The organism is Veillonella sp. T11011-6 (assembly GCF_002959755.1).
Classification (GTDB): domain Bacteria; phylum Bacillota; class Negativicutes; order Veillonellales; family Veillonellaceae; genus Veillonella.
Map to the genome: position 1 here is coordinate 109345 of NZ_PPCW01000001.1, position 19771 is coordinate 129115.

Sequence of the window (19771 nt, forward strand, 5' to 3'; positions counted from 1 at the left end):
TGATTAAACAATTTCAAGAAGGCGTTGAGCCTTACGAATAGACATAATAGCTTCGTTCATTACTGTTTGAACAATTGTATGAGCTGGTTCGATAGCTACAAGACGATTCAAGGCTTGACCAACTTGTACGGCTCCGTTTACTACATCGCCATCAATAGCGGCGCGTTTATTAGTACCTTGAGACATTTTTGTACGCTCTTCAGGTGTAGTAACACCATCAGTTTCTGCAGCTAGGTAACGAGTCGTGAATTCGTTTTTTAAGCTACGGACACCACCGTGACCAGAGAGAAGACCAGTTACAACAGAATCGGTATCTGTTGCTTTGATAATTGCTTCTTTCATATTTTGATGTGCTTGGCATTCTTCTGCTAATAAGAAGCGAGAACCCATTTGTACACCTTGTGCACCCATTAATAAAGCTGCGGCAAGACCACGACCATCAACGATAGAGCCTGCTACAACAACTGGAATACTGATTTCTGGCAAAATATTTTCCATTAAAGACATTGTTGTTTGGCTACCAATATGACCACCAGCTTCCATACCTTCTACAATCATAGCATCAGCACCAGCTTCTTCAATACGTTTAGCCAATTTAAGGGAAGGTACTACAGGGATAACCTTGATACCAGCCTCTTGGAGCGGTTTGATATATGGTACAGGGTTACCAGCACCGAGAGTTACAAATGCAGGTTTTTCTTCGATAATCACATTTACTAACTCATCTTTATTAGGAGCCATTAACATAAGGTTAACACCGAAAGGTTTATCTGTTAATTCTTTACATGCACGAATTTCATTACGAGTCCATTCAGCATCGCGGCCACCAAGGGCGATAACACCTGTTGCACCAGCATTAGCAACGGCAGCAACTAATTTGTGTTCAGATACCCAAGCCATAGCACCTTGGATAATAGGGTATTCAATTTGTAAAAGTTCCGTTAAAGCTGTTCTCATAAATCCTCCTATGATAACAATATAAATGACAATTTCTCTAATCGATAGCTCATAGTAACATAGCAAAATTCTTGTTATGTGTTTATTTCATAGAGAAGTAAGTGTTCATAAGTACATACTTATATAATAAGCTATTAGTTTATTTGTTTTAGAATATAATATAACTATATTCTCTTATATATAATAGTATAATATATAAATTATGTACACCTTGGGGAGTTGATTTAGTTAATACACCAATAATAATTGGTATAATAATAACTGTTTTTAGTATTGAAATAGTGTAGTGATGGAGGAGCGTGTTAGTTTATATTTAGGTCTAAATTCATCTAAATGATAATACATTTCAAATTGATGTGTAACACAAATCCGCATACTATATATGCTTTTTAAATATTAGGAAAAATGAGAAATTAAGAAAATGAGTATTGAAAAGTTTCGATATCTTTGATATACTACATTACAGATAGAGTATCTGAATTATAAAAGATAAACATTAAACAATAATTTTCAAGTGAAGGAGGAAATACTCATGGAAAAATACGTATGCGTAGTATGTGGTTGGGTTTATGACGAAGCTGTTGAAGGCGTAAAATTCGAAGATCAACCAGCTGATTATGTTTGCCCAATTTGCGGTGTTGGTAAAGACCAATTCGAAAAAATGTAATTGACTTACCAAAAAGACTATCTTGAGTCCGCTTAAGATAGTCTTTTTTATTTGACAAAGCACTATGTCATGTTTATAATATTATGAGTCGAGGTAAGATTATGAAACTGCAAGTAGAGCAAGCAAAAGAACATATAGGAAAGAAATTTCCTTATAGCTATACGATACCAACCTCTGAGCTTGGTGACGTAACTGCTTTTCCTTGGAGCCGTCATGATATAACCATTAATGGTGAGTTTTGGTTTGATGGTCAAAATTACATCGTTCAAGGTTCGATAGAGTCTAAAGGTGATTACGAGTGTTCTCGTTGTTTAATTGCAACAGAGCATGATCGTAAGGATTCCTTTGAGGAAATCTTTAGTGATTCTAGAGACGCTGCTGAAGATGTGATTCCTTTCGATGGAGAGGAAATTGACTTAACCGAACTAATTAGGGATACATTAATCATCAATGAGCCCTCTCAAGTGTTATGTCAGGATGATTGCAAAGGATTGTGCGTTCATTGCGGAGCAAATTTAAATGTTTCACCTTGTTCTTGTGAATCCTTTGTGGTGGATCCTCGATTTGCAGAGTTACGTGCTTTGCTTGATGAGAAAGATGATAGATTGTCCTAATGATTGTACTAAGGAGGTGCAGATAATGGCAGTACCTAAGCGTAGATTGTCTAAATGCCGTCGCGATCGCCGTCGTGCTAATTGGAAATTAGAAGCTCCTGGTTATGTAGCATGCCCACAATGCCACGAACCTAAGATGCCTCATCGTGTTTGCCCTACATGTGGTCACTATAAAGGTGAGCAAGTAGTAGCTAATGCTTAATATGTGAGCGGAAAAAAGACGCCTACTGTAGTAGTAGGCGTCTTTTTTGTATGCTTTTGTATACTTTTAGTAATATATATAACTTAATATACTTCATATGCATTAGTCAGTGCCACTATTTTATAGTAATATAAAGCTGTAGAATAGTGGCATTTTTTATACTTTTATAAACAAAACGATACTTAAATATAAAATAATATCTATATTTAGTATATATGAGGAAAATCTGTTACTATATGTATGAAAAGCCTTGCCAATAGGGGAATTATTGTATATACTTAGGATGTAATATTAATACTAGGTCATAAAAGGTGGTCCCATGAGTCGGTTGAAGAAGCAAGAGCGCCAAAAGCAGTTACAAGAAAAACTGAATATTACGCCATTTCTTACTGATGAAGAATTGGCAACACACTTTAATGTAAGTGTGCCAACTATTCGTCTTGATCGACTAGAGTTGGGGATTCCTGAATTGCGTGAACGCATACGCGTCATGGCTACAGGTCAATCACAAGAAACGGTAGAACATGTACCGTACGAAGTGGTTGGTGAACTGATTGATGTCACGGAAGGGCAACAAGCATTATCAATGTTGCGTACTACTGCAGACATGGAAGATCGATTTGGATATGTAGAGCCACAGTATTTATATGCTCAAGCGAATTCCCTCGCAAAGGTAGTCATGGGGACTACTGTTTGTTCTGCGGAGGTTGGAAATATAAAATATAAAAACCCAGTTGGAGCTGGTACTAATCTGGTGGCAAAAGCAGAAATTGTGCGTCGCCGTGGTAATAAGTTCTTTATTTGGGTCATTATAAGAGATAAAATAAAAGAAGTATTTCGCGCAAAATTTATTATGGAATCCGTAGAGAATAGGGTGTAGATTATGAAAATTGCAATAGACGCCATGGGTGGCGACTTTGCTCCATTGGAGACTGTACTAGGATCCATTGAAGCCGTACGAGCAAATGAACACATTGAAGTGGTGCTCGTCGGCGATGAGCAGCAAATTTTTAATATATTAGAAGCTAATAATGAAGCTAAGAATCCACGCATTTCTGTACATCATGCCAGTCAAGTTATCGGTATGGATGAGCATCCAGGACAAGCATTGCGTAAGAAAAAGGACGCATCTGTTGTGGTAGCAACATCTTTAGTTCGTGATAATGTCTGCGATGCCGTGATTGCTCCTGGTAGCACAGGTGCTGCTGTAGCAGCTGCATTGTTTGGTCTCGGTCGTATTAAAGGGGTTGATCGTCCAGTTATTGCAACTCCGATGCCAACAGTTAGTGGTATTACTGTTATGTTAGATTCTGGTGCTAACTCAAATTGTAAACCAAAACATCTTGTACAAGGTGCATTGATGGGTTCTGAATATGCAAAACTTTTATTAGGTAAAGAAGAACCTACAGTAGGGTTATTAAATATTGGCGAAGAAGCCACTAAGGGGAACGATGTCGTTCTAGCCACATATCCAATTTTGGAACGTATGAAAACTATTAATTTCAAAGGTAATATTGAAGGCCGTGATATTCCAAAAGGGGTCGTAGATGTTGTTGTTTGCGATGGTTTTGTCGGTAATGTGGTACTTAAATTTGCAGAAGGCTTGGTAACAGGTCTTACACAATTAGTAAAGGATAGCATTATGGCAGGTAGTATTTTTGCTAAAATTGGTGCTATGCTTGTAAAGCCAGCTTTAAAAAAGATGGCAAAACGCTTAGATCACACGGAAAATGGTGGTGCTCCACTCTTAGGGGTTAACGGGGTGTTTATGATTGCCCATGGTAGCTCCAAAGCTAAAGAGATTAAAACTGCTATTGAAATTGCTAGTGATTTAGTAGAGCGTAAAATTATTCAACACATAAGAGAAACAATGGATATTGAAGGAGCCTTGAAGTATGACTATGATGAGTAAACCGGTAGGAATCATTGGTACTGGGAGCTTCCTTCCTGACAATGTAGTAACAAACTTTGATCTAGAAAAAATGGTTGATACTAATGACCAATGGATTAGAGAACGTACTGGTATCGAAGAACGACGCATTGCACCGGAAGGTATGAATACATCCTATATGGCGACTGAGGCAGCAAAAAAAGCCATGCAAATGGCTAAGGTTAGTGCCGAAGATATAGATATGATTATCTTTGCTACCTTAACACCGGATATGATTATTCCTTCAGCCGCTTGTGTATTACAAGCGAATTTAGGAGCTAAGAATGCAGCGGCCTATGATTTACAAGCCGCATGCTCTGGCTTTGTATATGGATTGATTACTGCAGCTAGCTATATTAGCTCCGGTTTATACAAAAAGGTACTCGTTGTGGGTGCTGAAATTCTCTCCCGTCGAGTAAATTGGAATGATCGTGGTACATGTATCCTCTTTGGTGATGGCGCTGGTGCCGCAGTAGTATCTGAGGTCCCTGAAGGCTATGGCATTAAAGGTGTTGATATGGGGGCCGATGGTACTGGTGGTCCATCTCTTTGCATTCCTGCAGGTGGTACAGCTGTAGTTGCCAATGACCAACGCGTTGAAGAAGGTTTAACATTTATTCATATGGATGGCCCTGAAGTATATAAATTTGCTGTTAAAACGATGGGACGTACTGTTTTAAAATCTTTAGAACGAGCTGGGATGGAACTTAATGAGTTGGATTTCTTTATTCCCCATCAAGCAAATATTCGTATTATTGATTCGGCTGCAAAACGCTTACATATGCCGATGGAAAAAGTATTTGTTAATTTACATAAGTATGGTAATACATCTGCCGCGTCTGTAGCGATAGCTTTGGACGAAGCTAATCGTGAAGGGCGTTTCAAACGTGGCGATAATGTTGCGTTTGCAGGATTTGGTGCAGGCCTTACATGGGCTAGCCTTGTCTTGAAATGGTATTAAGGAGGACACATCAAGATGATTAAGACTGACATTTGTGATTTATTGCAGATTGAGTACCCAATCTTACAAGGTGGTATGGCTTGGCTCGGTACTGCAGAATTAGCGGCAGCTGTTTCCGAAGCGGGTGGCCTTGGTATCATTGGGGCTGGTCATATGCCTCCTGATATTTTCCGTAATGAAATTCACAAATTAAAAGAGCGTACAAATAAACCATTTGGTTGTAATATCATGCTCATGTCTCCATTTGTTAAAGAAGTTATGGAAGTAGTTGTGGAAGAACGCGTTCCTGTAATTACAACAGGTGCTGGTAATCCTGGCGTGTACATTCCAGCTTTAAAAGAAATCGGTACTAAAGTAATCCCTGTAGTTGCTTCCGTATTACTTGCAAAACGCTTGTTACGTGGTGGTATTGATGCAATTATCGCAGAAGGTACAGAATCTGGTGGTCACGTAGGTGATATTACTACTATGGCATTGATTCCACAAGTAGTAGATGCTGTAGATGTTCCAGTTATTGCAGCTGGTGGTATTGCTGATGGTCGTGGTATGGCTGCAGCCTTTGCATTGGGCGCTCAAGCAGTACAAATGGGTACGCGCTTCGTATTATCTGAAGAATGTATTGCTCATGAAAACTACAAAAATGCAGTATTGAAAGCAAAAGATCGCGCTACAGTTATGACTGGTTTAACAACAGGTCACCCTGTACGTATCATTGATAATGCATTGGCACATAAATATAAATCCCTTGAATTTAGCGGTGGCTCTAAAGAAGAGTTAGAAAACTTAGGTGCAGGTACACTTCGCAAAGCTGCTATTGATGGTGATGTAAAAGAAGGTTCCGTAATGATCGGCCAAATCTCTGGTATGTTAACAGATGTTAAACCATGTGCAACTATTATCAAAGATATTATGACTGAAACTGAAACTGTAATTAAAAACCTTCAAGGTCTTGGTAAATAAGGAGGCCCTTATGAAAACGGCATTTGTTTTTCCCGGTCAAGGTTCCCAAAAAGTAGGCATGTTACAAGATTTGTACAATGCATATCCTATTGTGAAACAACGTTTTGAAGAAGCTGATGAAGCACTTGGTTACTCTATTACCAAATTGTGCTTTGAAGGTCCTGATACTGAACTTGTTAAAACAGCTAATACACAACCAGCTATTTTAACTGCATCTGTAGCTTGCTATGAAGTCCTTAAAGAGCAAGGCTTTACACCTGATATCGTAGGTGGTCATAGTCTTGGTGAATACAGCGCTCTTGTAGCAGCAGGTGTATTGAACTTTAAAGATGCTGTGTATGTTGTTCATAAACGCGGTGAATATATGCAAGAAGCTGTGCCATTGGGCAAAGGTGCTATGGCCGCAATTCTAGCTTTACCTCGTGAACAAGTTGTAGAAATTTGTAAAGAGGTTAACGATTCTGTTGGTTCTGTACAAGCAGTTAACTTCAACTGCCCAGGTCAAATCGTTATTGCTGGTGAAACAGCAGCGGTAGAAACTGCAGCAGAAAAGATGAAAGAAGCTGGTGCAAAACGTGCTGTTATGCTTCCTGTAAGTGCTCCATTCCACAGCCGTTTGATGGAACCTGCGGCTCTTCGTTTAAAAGAAGAGTTGGATAAAATCCAAGTGAGCGATGCTCAAATTCCTGTAGTAGCAAATGTTACAGGTAAAATTTTGACTAATGCAAACGAAATTAAAGAGTCCTTAGTTACACAAGCTGCTAACCCTGTATTGTGGGAAGACTGCGTAGCTGAAATGGTTAACTTTGGTGTAACTCGATTCGTTGAAGTAGGTCCTGGTAAAGTACTTACTGGCTTTACTAAAAAGATCAATAAAGATATGGAATTAGCCAATGTTGAAGACATTGCATCCTTAGAGAAAACGCTTGAATTTTTGAAAGGGGTTCGATAAAATGCATTTAGAGGGTAAAGTAGCCATTGTAACTGGCGCATCCCGTGGCATTGGTCGCGCTGTAGCTATCAATTTGGCAAAATCTGGTGCTGATGTGGTAGTTAACTATAGCGGTAGCGAAGGTGCAGCTCAAGAAACTGTTGAAGCTGTACAAGCTTTAGGCCGTAAAGCCATTAAAATTAAAGCCAATGTAGCTAATGCTGATGAAGTTGCAGCTATGGTGGAAGAAGCTCACAAAGAGTTTGGTCACATTGATATTCTCGTAAATAATGCGGGTATTACGCGTGACGGTTTGTTGATGCGTATGAAAGACGAAGATTTTGATGCTGTTATAGATATCAACCTTAAAGGTGTATATTTAGTAACTAAAGCAGTATCTAAAATCATGATGAAACAACGTTCTGGTCATATTATTAACATGACATCTGTTGTAGGCGTTATGGGTAATGCCGGTCAAACTAACTACGCAGCTTCTAAAGCTGGCGTAATTGGATTCACTAAATCCTGCGCTAAAGAATTAGCGAGCCGTGGCATTACTGTTAATGCTATTGCACCAGGATTTATCAATACTGATATGACTGACGTATTGCCAGAAAAAGTTAAAGAAGCTATGGTTGCTGAAATTCCATTGGGCCGTATGGCTGATGCTGAAGAAGTAGCAACAGTAGCAACATTCCTTGCTAGCGATTTTGCTAACTATATTACAGGCCAAGTCATCAATGTAGATGGCGGTATGGTGATGTAGTTTCAAAATTAGACTATATATAAATACACTTTGAAAGGAGGTGAACCACCAATGAACACTTTCGATAAAGTAAAAGCAATCGTTGTGGAACAATTAGGCGTTGATGAAGCTGAAGTTACCATTGATTCTACATTCATCGACGACTTAGGCGCTGACTCCTTAGATATCGTTGAATTGATCATGGCATTCGAAGAAGAATTCAATGTTGAAATCCCTGACGATGTTGCAGAAAAAATCAAAACCGTTAAGGATACAGTAGAATATATTGATTCTGCTAAATAAGCTGTAAAGCTGACAATTCAGCCGCACGGGAGGCCGAGTGGCCTCCCAACCGGTTTTATTTACAGGAGGATTTGATAGTGAAGCTCCCTGAACTTCGCATTGGGAATCTAGTGGCCAAAGTACCTATCATTCAAGGTGGTATGGCGATTAGATTGTCTACAGCTCGCTTGGCAGCAGCCGTTGCAAATGAAGGTGGTATCGGCCTTATTGCAGCATCCGGTTTGCCATTTGATGAATTACGATACGAAATACAATTAGCTAGAAAATTATCACCTACGGGTATTATTGGTATAAATGCGATGGTAGCAGCCACACAATTTGCTGGCTTAGTAAAAACTGCCATCGAAGAGGGCATTGATCTTGTAGTAGCAGGTGCTGGTTTTTCAAGAGATATGTTCGCAATGGGCAAAGAGTCTGGTACTCCAATTGTACCAATTGTTTCGTCCGCAAAATTAGCTCGCATTTCTGAAGGTCTAGGTGCAGCAGCAGTCATCGTAGAAGGTTGCGAGGCTGGTGGTCACTTGGGTACGGATCGTTCCGCTCGAGAAATCGTTCCAGAAGTTGTAGCTGCTGTTAAAAACATTCCAGTAATTGGTGCTGGTGGTGTTCTTGATGGTCGTGACATCGTAGAAATGTTGAAATTAGGTGCTAGTGGCGTTCAAATGGGTAGTCGTTTTGCGGCTTCTGATGAATGTAATGCATCTGACGAATTGAAAAAAATGTATGTACGGGCTACTAATCCTGAGGATATTGTATTAATTCAAAGTCCTGTAGGTTTGCCTGGACAAGCAATAAAAAATAAATTTGCTGAATCTGTATTAGACGGTACTGTAGCACCTCCAACGGTGTGTGATAACTGTTTGAAACATTGTTCCCATAAATTCTGTATCATCCGTGCTCTATCTCGTGCACAACAAGGTGATGTGGAAACAGGTTTGGTGTTCTCTGGCAATAATATGAGAAAAGTCGACAAGATTATGCCAGTTAAAGATATCTTTGCTCAACTCAAACAGCAAGTAGCAGAGATTGATTAATTTAAAAGGGCTGTATAGCTATAAGAGGTGGAATAATTGGAAAAACGTGTAGTAATTACTGGCTTAGGGGCAGTGACTCCTGTAGGTATCGGTAAAGAGAACTTCTACAATGCGTTATTGGCAGGTCAATCTGGTATTGGGCCAATTACACGCTTTGATGCATCTGAGTATGCAACACGCATTGCTGGTGAAGTAAAAGATTTTGATGTTACAAACTATGGTGTCGATAAAAAAGAAGCTCGTCGTATGGACCGTTCTGTTGAATTGGCTATCGGTGCTGCTGTTCTTGCTTGTGAAGATGCTGATCTTGATTTAGATAAAGAAGATTTAGATCGTTGTGGTACTGTAGTTGGTACTGGTATTGGTGGTATCGACTCTATCCATGAAGTATATGAAACATTATTCGAAAAAGGTCCTGGCCGTGTAAGCCCATTTGCAGTTCCTATGATGATTGCAAATATGACATCTGCACGTGTATCCATCCGTCTTGGCCTTAAAGGTCCTGTTATTACAGACGTAACAGCTTGTACTTCTGGTACAAATGCTATTGGCGATGCGTTCCGTATCATCCAACGTGGTGATGCTGATATCATGTTCGCTGGTGGTACTGAAGCAGCTGTATCTCCAGCAGCTGTAGCTGGTTTCGCAGCTATGAAAGCTATGTCTACACGCAATGACGAACCAACAAAAGCATCTCGTCCATTTGACCGCGATCGCGATGGTTTCGTAATGGGTGAAGGTTCTGGTATCGTTGTTCTTGAAGAATTAGAACACGCAAAAGCTCGTGGTGCTCATATCTACGCTGAAGTTGTAGGTTATGGTACTAATGGCGATGCTTACCATATTACTGCACCAGCTCCAGGTGGTGTACAAGCTCGTAAATGTATGGAATTGGCAATTAAAGATGCAGGTATCGATCCTAAAGACGTTAACTACATCAATGCTCATGGTACATCTACTGGCCTTAATGACAAAAATGAAACATTGGCTATTAAAGAATTGTTCGGCGATCATGCTAAAAACATCGCTGTTAACTCTACAAAATCCATGACAGGTCACTTGTTAGGTGCTGCTGGTGCTATCGAAACTATCGTTATGGCGATGGCTATCGAAACTGGTAAAGTTCATCCTACAATCAACTGTGACAATCCTGATGAAGGTTTGGATCTAGACTATGTTCGTGAAGGCGCACGTGACCTTCAAGTTAAATGTGCTCTTTCCAACTCTTTCGGTTTTGGTGGTCATAACGGTACACTTTGCGTACGCCGTTATGAAGACTAATGGTAGCTGTTGAAGCGCATAAGAGTAAGATGACACAAGCTCGTGAAGAATCTCTTCATGGGCTTGTTGCTCGTTTAGACATACCTGTGTCAGATATATCCATTTTAGATTGTGCTTTTACACATACATCTTATGCGAATGAACATAAATCAAAGCATATTAATCACAATCAGCGATTAGAGTTTTTAGGCGATGCCGTTTTAGATCTTATTATTGGGGAATACCTATTTAAGACCTATCCAGACATGGCCGAAGGTAATTTGACGAAAATTAAGGCCGCTACAGTGTGTGAGGATTCTTTAGCATCTGTAAGTCGTTCTTTGCAGCTAGGGCAATATTTATTGCTCGGTCATGGCGAACGAGCTTCTGGTGGTAATGATCGTAATTCTATTTTAGCGGATACCTTTGAGTCTCTCATCGGCGCTATCTATATTTCTACAGATTATCAAACGGCGATGAACTTCGTTTTAAAGCATCTTATTACGTATATCAAGCAAGCCTTAGAAGGTAAGCGTGGCAAAGATTATAAAACTTTGTTACAAGAATATGTACAACGGGATGGTGATAAACATATTGTCTATCGCTTACTCAGCGAAAGTGGCCCTGACCATGCAAAAACCTTCCATATGGTTGTAGAAATCGATGGTGTTACTTATGAGGCCGGCTCTGGTAAAAGTAAAAAAATTGCAGAACAACATGCGGCTCAATTAACCCTAGAACAGTTAATGGCCAAATAGAAAAGCGCCTAATGGCGCTTTTTTCTGTATAATGGTATATAGAATAATAAATATATTTATTTAACAATTTTCATATATAAAATCTTATATCTTAATATATTAATTACATATCACAATAATTAAATACGTGGATTTAATGTATTAATATATAAGATTTTTAACTAATTTAAATTTATAAGAAGGGAGGGTGACTATGAAACCATTTGGTATGATACCATTTTTTATTCCTCATGTAGGGTGTCCATATGTATGTACATTTTGTAACCAGTCTCGTATTACAGGCCAATCTGGTATTAGTCACCTAACACCGGATTATATTAAAGATACGATTGCAGATTATGTAGGTAGTAAACGGAACGACAAGTATTGGGAGGTCGCCTTTTATGGTGGATCATTTACAGCTATCCATACAGAGTTACAACATCAATTACTAGCTCCAGCTTCTGAGATGCTTAAGAGCGGCATAATTGATGGTATACGCTGCTCTACACGGCCTGATGCTGTTGGGGATGAGGCTATCTCATTGTTACTATCCTATGGCGTAAAAACAGTAGAGCTTGGCGTACAATCTATGAATGATGGTATTTTAGTCGATGCTAAACGCGGTCACACAGCTCAAGAGGTAGTAGATGCTGTTGCGCGATTAAAGCAACGTGGAATGACTGTAGGTGTTCAGCTTTTACCAGGATTAAAAGGTGAAACTTGGGAAACAATTCTAGAAACCGCTATTGCAGTAGTTAAACTAGAACCAGATTTTGTACGAATCTATCCTGTTCTTGTTATAGAAAATACGGAACTAGCAGATCAATATAGATCTGGTGAATATAAGCCGTTAAGTACTGAGCAAGCTATTACATATTGTGCATTCTTAAAAGAATGGTTTGAACAACATAACATTGAGGTTATACGCACTGGATTACAAAGTAGTGAAGAGCTCGACTCGGGTAATAGTTTGGTAGCTGGCCCTTATGAGCCAGCCATGGGTGAGCTTGTAATAAATGAACAGTATAAACAGCGTATTGAGAGATGTTTTGATGAACACTTTTCTGAGAGCTTTTCTGAGAGCTCTTTCGGAGACCAATATACTTATAATTTTTCAACATTAAGTAATCACTATAGTTATAAGGTTGAATGTAGAACTCATGTAAATAATATAGATAGATTAATGCAAAATAGGATAGTCATTTCGTATCCTAGAAACCTTACATCTAAGGTGCGAGGCCTTAAAAATCGAAATATTTTATACTTCCAAGAAAAATATCCTCAATTTAGCATAGATTGGTGTGAAGATAGTACGAGAAATACTGTTCGTTGCTGTATTGATGGCCTACAATATGTGTTATAATAAAAGATATGATTATTCGGGGTTGTTAGTAGAAAGGAGGCAGTCATGCAATTACTTCGGTTAGAATTAAAAGGCTTTAAATCGTTTGCAGATAAGACGGTTGTAAAATTCTCACCAGGAATGACTGCCGTTATTGGGCCTAACGGAAGTGGTAAAAGTAATATTACGGATGCTATGAGATGGGTTTTAGGGGAATCCAATGTCCGTAACTTACGTGGTCAAAAAGCAGAGGACATTATTTTCTCTGGTACGGAAAAACGTAAACCAATGAGTTCAGCTGAGGTTACACTTGTATTTGACAATAGTGACCATCAATTAGATGTAGATATGGCTGAGGTTGCTATTACACGCCGTATTTATCGTACTGGTGAAAGTGAGTTCCTTATCAATAAACGCTCTTGTCGCTTAAAGGACATTCATCTTTTACTAGCTGACACAGGTCTTGGTAAAGACTCGATGGCCATTATCGGTCAGAACCGAATTGATGCCATCTTGAATTCTAAGCCTGAAGAACGGAGATTGATCTTTGAAGATGTAGCAGGTATTTCTCGTTTTAAAATTAATAAAGAAGATGCATTGCGTCGTATTGCTAGCACAGACCGTAACATGGAACGCGTACGCGATGTTATGGCTACAATTGAAGAACAGCTTGGACCCTTATCTGAAAAGGCTGAAAAGACTAAGAAATATATGACCTTAAGTCGTACAAAGCGCGACTATGATGGGGCATTAGGCTTTCATAATTACAAGACATCAGATCGGCTCTTAACGCGTTTTGAAAACGATAATATTGCCTTTAAGGATGAAGAAATTGAGCTTCAAACGGAATTGTCCAAATTAGAGGCTCGTCGTCATACATTGCAATCATCCTCCACTAAAGAGCAAGAACAGCTTAAATTGTGGGAAGCTCAGTATACGGAAAAGCAACGTGATGAAGAGCGTTTAGCAGGTCATTTACGTCTGTTAGAAGAACAGTTAAAGACTGCTCAACGTGAGCTAGATGAAACATCTATGCGCATTAGCGAGCTCGAGGCTACTCAAAAGGGTGAAGAGCAGCAATTACGCATTTTAAATCAATTGATTCAAGATGAAAGTGCTCAACTGGTAGAGAAAAAATCTAAGCTAGAAGAGCTAGAAGCTAATTATAAAAAAGCTGTTGAAGATGTCGGTGCAGAACAAGCTAAGTTCCAATCCTTACAATCCAATCGAGAAGCATTTGAGCAACATCAATTAGAAATTGTGAGTGCTATTGAAACAGCAAAGGCTAGTATTCGTAGCTTAGAAGCTCGTAAGGTTGAATCTGCAAAGCAATGTGAAGTTTTAAAGGCTGAAATAGCGCAAGTAGATAGTGAACTACAAGCAGCACGTGCTGACTATGAAGAATTAGGTCAAAAATTTAATGCTATTTCTGCACAACGCCAAGCTCTCGTTGATGGTGGCAAAGAAGCAGTTATACAAGCTCGTGAGGAACGCAAAGAGTTACAAAAACTTCGTACTCAAGAACAACGTGCAAAAGGTCGTTTAGAGCTCTTAGCGCAATGGGAAGAACAGCATGAAGGTTACTTAGAAGGAACTAAGAATATTCTTAATGGTAAGGGCGCTTGGCGCGAACAGATTACGGGCGCCGTTGGTGATCTCTTTACAGTTGAGGACAAATATACGACAGCTATTGAAACGGCATTAGGCGGTAGTGTTAACCATGTTGTGACCACTACAGCTCGTGCTGCTGCAGAAGGTGTTAAGTATTTGAAATCTATCCAAGGTGGTCGCGTAACCTTCTTACCGATGGATTCTGTAAAAGGGAAACCCTATGATACGCCTGCTTTACATGAAAGTTGTGTCATAGGCACGGCTGTTGATTGTATTTCCTTTGATAATACATACGCTCATATTTTCCAATATCTATTAGGTCGTACGTTAGTAGTATCCTCTATGGATGATGCTATTGGATTACAGAAGAAATATAACCAACAATTGCGCATCGTTACCCTTACAGGGGAACAATTCCAACCCGGTGGTTCTTTAACGGGTGGTGCTACAAAGCGTAAGCGTGCCTCCGTATTGAGCCGTAAGGAAGAGGCTGCTAGTCTTGAACAAGAGCTTGTACAAATTGAAGAACAAATCCGCTCTTTAACAGCTAGCTTAGAAACTTTAGAAAAACGGGTTGAAGAGGCTGAAAAAGAACGAGCTACCCTTGATGAAAACTACCAACATACTAATTTACTCTATGTGGCTAGTGAAACAAAGGTACAAAATATACAAAATCAAATGGACCGTAAGAAACGTGTTCTTTCTGAAGAAGAGCAACGTTTAGTTCAAATTGATATTGATTTAGCCACTACAACAGCTAACTTAAAAGACCAAGAAACAGCATTGGCTTCCTTACAAGAAAATCATGGTGTAGAGGGCAATCAAGGGGCCTTGATGGAGCGTTTAACTGTATTGCAAAAGATACAGCAAGAGGCGTATGAAGCTTTCACTGAAGCTCGCCTTACTTGTGATACATTACGACAAACCATTAAGGAACGTGAAACTCAACGGGAACAACGCAATCAATCTATTGCTAGCATTGTAGATCGTCTAACGCCGTTGCGTAATTTGCTAATCAGCACTACACAGCGCTGTGAAGAGGAATTACCGAAGGCTAAAGCATTAGCAGAACAGGAGTTAGCTGCGGCTACAGCAGAGGTTGAACGTTTACGTACTCTTCGTGACGAAGCTTATGATAAGACATCTACAGGTCGTGAGGAATTAGAAGCTATCCTCAGTGAGCAAGACCGTTTGAACCAACGCTATAAAGTGGTGCAAGGGCGACTCATTGATATGGAAGGTAAAATTACCCGTCATCGCATGGATTGCGAACGCTTTGTAGAGGAGTTACAAGAGTTGGGCTTCACATTGGAAGATGCACAAGCCCTTCGCATTGAAGGATCCGTTAGTGATTGGAAGGATGAACAAGCACGTTTGATGGCTGAAATTGCTGAGCTTGGTCCAGTCAATCCAAACGCCGTTGAGGAATATGAAGAAACCAAAGAACGCTATGATTTCTTAACTACACAATTGGCGGATTTAGATACGGCGAAGGAGCAATTGCAAGCGGTTATTGCTGAAATGGATAAGGCTATGAGTACACAGCTATACGATGTATTAGATGTGGTAGGACGCAGATTCCAAGAGGTATTTAGCCAACTGTTTGGCGGTGGTACGGCCCAAATCGTATTGACTGATCCAGATAATATTTTAACTGGTGGTGTCGACTTCTATATTCAGCCACCAGGGAAGAAACGTCAACAATTGACCTTATTGTCCGGTGGTGAACGGGCCTTAACAGTTATTGCTTTATTATTCTCGTTCCTCGACTATCGTCCAGCTCCATTCTGTGTGCTTGACGAAGTTGACGCAGCCCTTGATGAAGCCAATGTAGAAAGATTTAGTTCTTACTTAAATCGAGTAAATAAAGAAACACAATTTATCGTAGTATCACACCGTAAAAAAACGATGGAAGCTGCCGAAGTATTACAAGGGGTAACCATGGTTGAACGAGGTGTGTCGCGATTATTAACAGTAGCATTTGAAGATGTGAAGGAGGATCTTGCATAATGGCATTCGGATTCTTTGATAAAATTAAAGACGGCTTAGAGAAAACTCGTAAGTCTTTTGTAAAAAACGTAGAAAGTATCGTTATCGGTTATGCACAAATTGATGATGATTTCTTAGATGATCTAGAAGCAGTTATGCTTACTAGTGACCTTGGTCCTAAAACGACAGAATATTTGATGAAAGAAATTCGTCGTGGTGTAACAGAAGGTATTATCAACAATACTGGTGATGTAATGCCATTCATGGAAGACCGCATTACAGAAATGCTCGTTGACCAAGAAGATGAAATTACACTTCACCATCCAGAGGTTATCCTTGTTGTGGGGGTAAACGGTGTTGGTAAAACTACGACTATCGCTAAATTGGCTAATTACTACACTAAAGAAGGTAAAAAGGTTATTATTGCTGCAGGCGATACATTCCGTGCCGCTGCAGCTGACCAATTATCTATTTGGGCCGATCGCGTAGGAGTGCCTATTGTTAAACATAAAGAGGGCGCTGATCCTGCAGCTGTTGTATACGATGCAATGGAAGCGGCTAAAGCTCGTAATGCAGACCTCGTTATTGTCGATACAGCAGGTCGTCTACACACTAAAGTTAACCTTATGGAAGAACTTAAGAAGATGGGCCGCGTAGCGAATAACCATGTAGAAGGGGCTCCGCATCAAACATTGCTTGTTTTAGACGGTACTACAGGTCAAAATGCAGTAAGTCAAGCTAAGCTATTTGGTCAAGCCGTACCAGTAAATGGTATTGTTGTGACTAAGCTAGATGGTACAGCAAAGGGTGGCGTAGTTATCTCAATTAAAGAGGAACTAGGCGTACCAGTTCGCTGGATTGGCGTTGGCGAAGGCATGGATGACTTGCGTCCATTTAATGCGAAAGAATTTGCTAATGCACTATTTAATAAAGGAATGATTCAAGGTGACAAATAAATATAACCGGGAATTCTTACTTGAATATGTAGAATCTGAAAATAAGAAAAATGAATGTAATGTTAGCCTAGAAAATATGGAAAAGATTGTTAGCTTAATCGAGTATTTCGGCATTGAATTATATCGTCCTATTACAAGATTGCTACTTTCAAACTGGGAAGAGATTACAGAACGTATTAATAACTATACTGAATCAGATTGGATGATGGCCGATGAAATCCAAAAGACTACGCCTACATTAGATCGATTCTCTATTGCTATGCTCATCGAAGTATTAGAAGGTGAAGATACGTTGAATCAAGCAGAAAATGCAGGTCGTCGTCTATCTGAGGAAGAGCTCAAAGCTATCCGTAAACATCAGGATGAACAGTAATGAAACATAATACATATAATTACGAAGGGGGCCAACCATTTAAAGTGGAGGCGCCCTTTACGCCTACTGGGGACCAACCTACTGCCATACAATCTCTAACAGAAGGTATAGAACGCGGTGAATGGGCTCAGGTCTTGCTCGGTGCTACTGGTACAGGTAAGACATTTACGATGGCAAAGGTGATCGAGGCGGTACAGAAACCGACCTTGATTATTGCACACAATAAAACATTGGCTGCTCAATTATGTAGTGAGTTTAAAAGTTTCTTCCCTAATAATGCGGTAGAATATTTTGTATCTTATTACGATTTCTATCAACCAGAAGCATATATTCCTTCAAGTGATACGTACATTGAGAAGGATGCGTCTATCAATGATGAAATCGATAAATTACGACATAGTGCCACTATGAGTCTTTTCGAGCGTCGCGACGTAATCATCGTTGCCTCTGTTAGTTGTATTTACGGCTTAGGTGACCCTGAGGATTACTCTGAGCTCGTATTGTCCTTGCGCTTGGGTCAGACGAAATCTCGCGATGAAATTCTGTCTAAACTCGTAGATATTCAGTATACGAGAAATGATATGAACTTTATTCGTGGTACCTTCCGTGTACAAGGTGATACCATCGAGATTTTCCCTGCTGCTTATAGTGAAAGAGCCATTCGGGTGGAACTCTTCGGTGATGAAATCGATCGCCTCGTTGAGGTAGATGCTTTGACGGGTGAAGTGATTGCTGAACGTAAGCATGTTGCTGTGTACCCAGCATCTCACTATGTAACAACGAAAGATAAGATGCGTATTGCTGTAGAGCGAATTGAAGCTGAATTAGACGAACAGTTAGCTAAGTTAAAGGCTGCTGATCGTTTACTTGAGGCGCAACGTCTTGAACAGCGTACCCGTTACGATATAGAAATGATGCAAGAAATGGGCTATTGTTCAGGTATCGAAAACTATTCCCGCCATATGTCTGAACGTAAGGCCGGGGAGGCTCCATATACATTGATAGACTATTTCCCAGATGATTTCCTCATCATGGTGGACGAATCTCATGTAACCATTCCTCAAGTACGAGCCATGTATAATGGTGACCGTGCTCGTAAGGAATCACTTATCGAATATGGCTTCCGTTTACCCTCTGCACTTGATAATAGACCACTTCAATTTGATGAATTCGTAGAGCGTATCAATCAAATCGTCTATGTATCAGCAACGCCTGGTCCATACGAAATGGAAGTACAAACGAATGTTGCAGAGCAAATTATTCGTCCTACAGGTCTACTCGATCCATCTATTGAGATTCGTCCTATTAAGGGCCAAATGGATGATTTACTTGGAGAAATTCATAAGCGTGCAGCTAAGAATGAGCGTGTTCTCGTTACGACCTTAACGAAGAAAATGGCTGAGGACTTAACAGAGTTCTTGAAGGAAATGGGCGTCCGCGTTCGATACCTCCATTCGGATATCGTTACCATCGAGCGTGCCGAAATTATTCGGGACTTACGAGCTGGTGTATTCGATGTACTAGTTGGTATCAATTTACTTCGTGAAGGTCTTGATATGCCAGAGGTTTCCTTGGTGGCTATCTTAGATGCGGATAAGGAAGGTTTCTTACGTTCTGATACAGCTATGATTCAAACTATTGGTCGCGCCGCTCGTAATGTGAATGGTCACGTTATCATGTACGCAGACCGTGTAACAGGTTCTATGCAGCGCGCCATCGATGAAACAGATCGTCGTCGTGCTGTGCAAGAGGCCTATAATATTGAACATAATATTACGCCTAAGTCTGTTTCTAAAGATGTAAAAGAACTTATTGAGTTGACGAAAATTGAAGAAGATATGGTCACCGATGGGAAGGACTTTTCACCGAAGAAAGGGAAGAAGAAATCCTCTACAACAGGTATGGACCATGGACACGAACCATATGAGCAAGATATATCGACGCCTAAGGTGGCAGATATAACACCAGAAGAGTTATTTAATAAAATTGAAGATCTAGACCGTCAAATGAAGGCTGCCGCTAAGCAACTTGAATTTGAAAAGGCCGCTAAGCTTCGTGACCAATTAGGGGAACTACGTCAACAATGGTCCGATATGCATAGTGCAGGTGAAAGCAAGTTGAAAAAACCTACATCTAGTAAGGGTAAAAAACGTACAAGTTCAAAGAGTAAATCTTAAGTAGTAGTAACATGCATTC

General features: G+C 39.9%; 19 protein-coding genes. 18 read left to right on the forward strand and 1 reads right to left on the reverse strand.

All coding sequences use genetic code 11. The features are described 5' to 3' along the window. Positions 1–3: 3 nt before the first annotated feature. Positions 4–957, reverse strand: a complete 954-nt coding sequence (locus VRHSUH10_RS00480; RefSeq protein WP_060924756.1) for a nitronate monooxygenase — start codon at positions 955–957, stop codon at positions 4–6. Between the two features lie 532 nt (positions 958–1489). Here VRHSUH10_RS00480 and VRHSUH10_RS00485 point away from each other — a divergent pair. The 18 genes from VRHSUH10_RS00485 (at position 1490) to uvrB (ending at position 19752) form a co-directional block, all read left to right on the forward strand. Then, positions 1490–1624, forward strand: coding sequence for a rubredoxin (locus VRHSUH10_RS00485; RefSeq protein ID WP_004693422.1), 135 nt, complete (start codon positions 1490–1492; stop codon positions 1622–1624). A 101-nt stretch (positions 1625–1725) separates the two neighbouring features. Then, positions 1726–2238, forward strand: a complete 513-nt coding sequence (locus tag VRHSUH10_RS00490; RefSeq protein WP_105089027.1) for a DUF177 domain-containing protein — start codon at positions 1726–1728, stop codon at positions 2236–2238. A gap of 25 nt (positions 2239–2263) precedes the next feature. Then, on the forward strand, positions 2264–2440 hold the full coding sequence (gene rpmF, locus VRHSUH10_RS00495; RefSeq protein ID WP_004693428.1) for a 50S ribosomal protein L32: 177 nt from the start codon (positions 2264–2266) through the stop codon (positions 2438–2440). A 319-nt stretch (positions 2441–2759) separates the two neighbouring features. After that, positions 2760–3320 carry a transcription factor FapR gene (fapR, locus tag VRHSUH10_RS00500; RefSeq protein WP_005386980.1) on the forward strand — a complete coding sequence of 187 codons (561 nt, stop codon included), beginning with the start codon at positions 2760–2762 and terminating at the stop codon, positions 3318–3320. Positions 3321–3323: 3 nt separating this feature from the next. After that, positions 3324–4352 carry a phosphate acyltransferase PlsX gene (plsX, locus tag VRHSUH10_RS00505; protein WP_105089028.1) on the forward strand — a complete coding sequence of 343 codons (1029 nt, stop codon included), beginning with the start codon at positions 3324–3326 and terminating at the stop codon, positions 4350–4352. Continuing rightward, complete coding sequence (locus VRHSUH10_RS00510; protein ID WP_105089029.1) at positions 4336–5331, forward strand: beta-ketoacyl-ACP synthase III; 996 nt, start codon at positions 4336–4338, stop codon at positions 5329–5331. Before plsX ends, VRHSUH10_RS00510 begins: the two co-directional genes overlap by 17 nt. A 15-nt stretch (positions 5332–5346) precedes the next feature. Beyond that, a complete protein-coding gene (gene fabK / locus VRHSUH10_RS00515) occupies positions 5347–6291 on the forward strand; it encodes an enoyl-[acyl-carrier-protein] reductase FabK (protein WP_105089030.1) in 945 nt (314 codons plus the stop codon). Between the two features lie 10 nt (positions 6292–6301). Further along, positions 6302–7243 carry an ACP S-malonyltransferase gene (gene fabD / locus VRHSUH10_RS00520; protein ID WP_105089031.1) on the forward strand — a complete coding sequence of 314 codons (942 nt, stop codon included), beginning with the start codon at positions 6302–6304 and terminating at the stop codon, positions 7241–7243. Between the two features lies 1 nt (position 7244). Further along, positions 7245–7988, forward strand: coding sequence for a 3-oxoacyl-[acyl-carrier-protein] reductase (gene fabG, locus VRHSUH10_RS00525; protein WP_105089032.1), 744 nt, complete (start codon positions 7245–7247; stop codon positions 7986–7988). Between the two features lie 51 nt (positions 7989–8039). Further along, a complete protein-coding gene (locus VRHSUH10_RS00530; RefSeq protein WP_004693441.1) occupies positions 8040–8270 on the forward strand; it encodes an acyl carrier protein in 231 nt (76 codons plus the stop codon). 77 nt (positions 8271–8347) lie between these two features. Beyond that, a complete protein-coding gene (locus VRHSUH10_RS00535; protein WP_005386972.1) occupies positions 8348–9304 on the forward strand; it encodes a nitronate monooxygenase family protein in 957 nt (318 codons plus the stop codon). A 36-nt stretch (positions 9305–9340) separates the two neighbouring features. After that, complete coding sequence (gene fabF, locus VRHSUH10_RS00540) at positions 9341–10585, forward strand: beta-ketoacyl-ACP synthase II (RefSeq protein WP_105089033.1); 1245 nt, start codon at positions 9341–9343, stop codon at positions 10583–10585. Then, positions 10585–11322 (forward strand): ribonuclease III, encoded by a 738-nt coding sequence (gene rnc / locus VRHSUH10_RS00545; RefSeq protein WP_105089034.1) that lies wholly within the window; start codon positions 10585–10587, stop codon positions 11320–11322. The genes fabF and rnc overlap by 1 nt, the downstream gene beginning before the upstream one ends. Positions 11323–11515: 193 nt before the next feature. After that, on the forward strand, positions 11516–12667 hold the full coding sequence (locus tag VRHSUH10_RS00550; RefSeq protein WP_105089035.1) for an elongator complex protein 3: 1152 nt from the start codon (positions 11516–11518) through the stop codon (positions 12665–12667). 45 nt (positions 12668–12712) lie between these two features. Then, positions 12713–16267 carry a chromosome segregation protein SMC gene (smc, locus tag VRHSUH10_RS00555; protein WP_105089036.1) on the forward strand — a complete coding sequence of 1185 codons (3555 nt, stop codon included), beginning with the start codon at positions 12713–12715 and terminating at the stop codon, positions 16265–16267. After that, entirely contained in the window at positions 16267–17202 is a 936-nt protein-coding gene (gene ftsY / locus VRHSUH10_RS00560; RefSeq protein ID WP_105089037.1) for a signal recognition particle-docking protein FtsY, read from the forward strand. Before smc ends, ftsY begins: the two co-directional genes overlap by 1 nt. Positions 17203–17278: 76 nt before the next feature. Beyond that, a complete protein-coding gene (locus tag VRHSUH10_RS00565; RefSeq protein ID WP_233187049.1) occupies positions 17279–17575 on the forward strand; it encodes a hypothetical protein in 297 nt (98 codons plus the stop codon). Further along, positions 17575–19752, forward strand: coding sequence for an excinuclease ABC subunit UvrB (gene uvrB, locus VRHSUH10_RS00570; protein ID WP_105089038.1), 2178 nt, complete (start codon positions 17575–17577; stop codon positions 19750–19752). The genes VRHSUH10_RS00565 and uvrB overlap by 1 nt, the downstream gene beginning before the upstream one ends. Positions 19753–19771 lie beyond the last annotated feature (19 nt).

What these genes read in the sequence shown, in the direction of transcription:
- VRHSUH10_RS00480 (WP_060924756.1), bottom strand. Translation starts at nt 957, where the DNA reads ATGAGAACAGCTTTAACGGAACTTTTACAAATTGAATACCCTATTATC.
- VRHSUH10_RS00485 (WP_004693422.1), top strand. Translation starts at nt 1,490, where the DNA reads ATGGAAAAATACGTATGCGTAGTATGTGGTTGGGTTTATGACGAAGCT.
- VRHSUH10_RS00490 (WP_105089027.1), top strand. Translation starts at nt 1,726, where the DNA reads ATGAAACTGCAAGTAGAGCAAGCAAAAGAACATATAGGAAAGAAATTT.
- rpmF (WP_004693428.1), top strand. Translation starts at nt 2,264, where the DNA reads ATGGCAGTACCTAAGCGTAGATTGTCTAAATGCCGTCGCGATCGCCGT.
- fapR (WP_005386980.1), top strand. Translation starts at nt 2,760, where the DNA reads ATGAGTCGGTTGAAGAAGCAAGAGCGCCAAAAGCAGTTACAAGAAAAA.
- plsX (WP_105089028.1), top strand. Translation starts at nt 3,324, where the DNA reads ATGAAAATTGCAATAGACGCCATGGGTGGCGACTTTGCTCCATTGGAG.
- VRHSUH10_RS00510 (WP_105089029.1), top strand. Translation starts at nt 4,336, where the DNA reads ATGACTATGATGAGTAAACCGGTAGGAATCATTGGTACTGGGAGCTTC.
- fabK (WP_105089030.1), top strand. Translation starts at nt 5,347, where the DNA reads ATGATTAAGACTGACATTTGTGATTTATTGCAGATTGAGTACCCAATC.
- fabD (WP_105089031.1), top strand. Translation starts at nt 6,302, where the DNA reads ATGAAAACGGCATTTGTTTTTCCCGGTCAAGGTTCCCAAAAAGTAGGC.
- fabG (WP_105089032.1), top strand. Translation starts at nt 7,245, where the DNA reads ATGCATTTAGAGGGTAAAGTAGCCATTGTAACTGGCGCATCCCGTGGC.
- VRHSUH10_RS00530 (WP_004693441.1), top strand. Translation starts at nt 8,040, where the DNA reads ATGAACACTTTCGATAAAGTAAAAGCAATCGTTGTGGAACAATTAGGC.
- rnc (WP_105089034.1), top strand. Translation starts at nt 10,585, where the DNA reads ATGGTAGCTGTTGAAGCGCATAAGAGTAAGATGACACAAGCTCGTGAA.
- VRHSUH10_RS00550 (WP_105089035.1), top strand. Translation starts at nt 11,516, where the DNA reads ATGAAACCATTTGGTATGATACCATTTTTTATTCCTCATGTAGGGTGT.
- smc (WP_105089036.1), top strand. Translation starts at nt 12,713, where the DNA reads ATGCAATTACTTCGGTTAGAATTAAAAGGCTTTAAATCGTTTGCAGAT.
- ftsY (WP_105089037.1), top strand. Translation starts at nt 16,267, where the DNA reads ATGGCATTCGGATTCTTTGATAAAATTAAAGACGGCTTAGAGAAAACT.
- VRHSUH10_RS00565 (WP_233187049.1), top strand. Translation starts at nt 17,279, where the DNA reads ATGGAAAAGATTGTTAGCTTAATCGAGTATTTCGGCATTGAATTATAT.
- uvrB (WP_105089038.1), top strand. Translation starts at nt 17,575, where the DNA reads ATGAAACATAATACATATAATTACGAAGGGGGCCAACCATTTAAAGTG.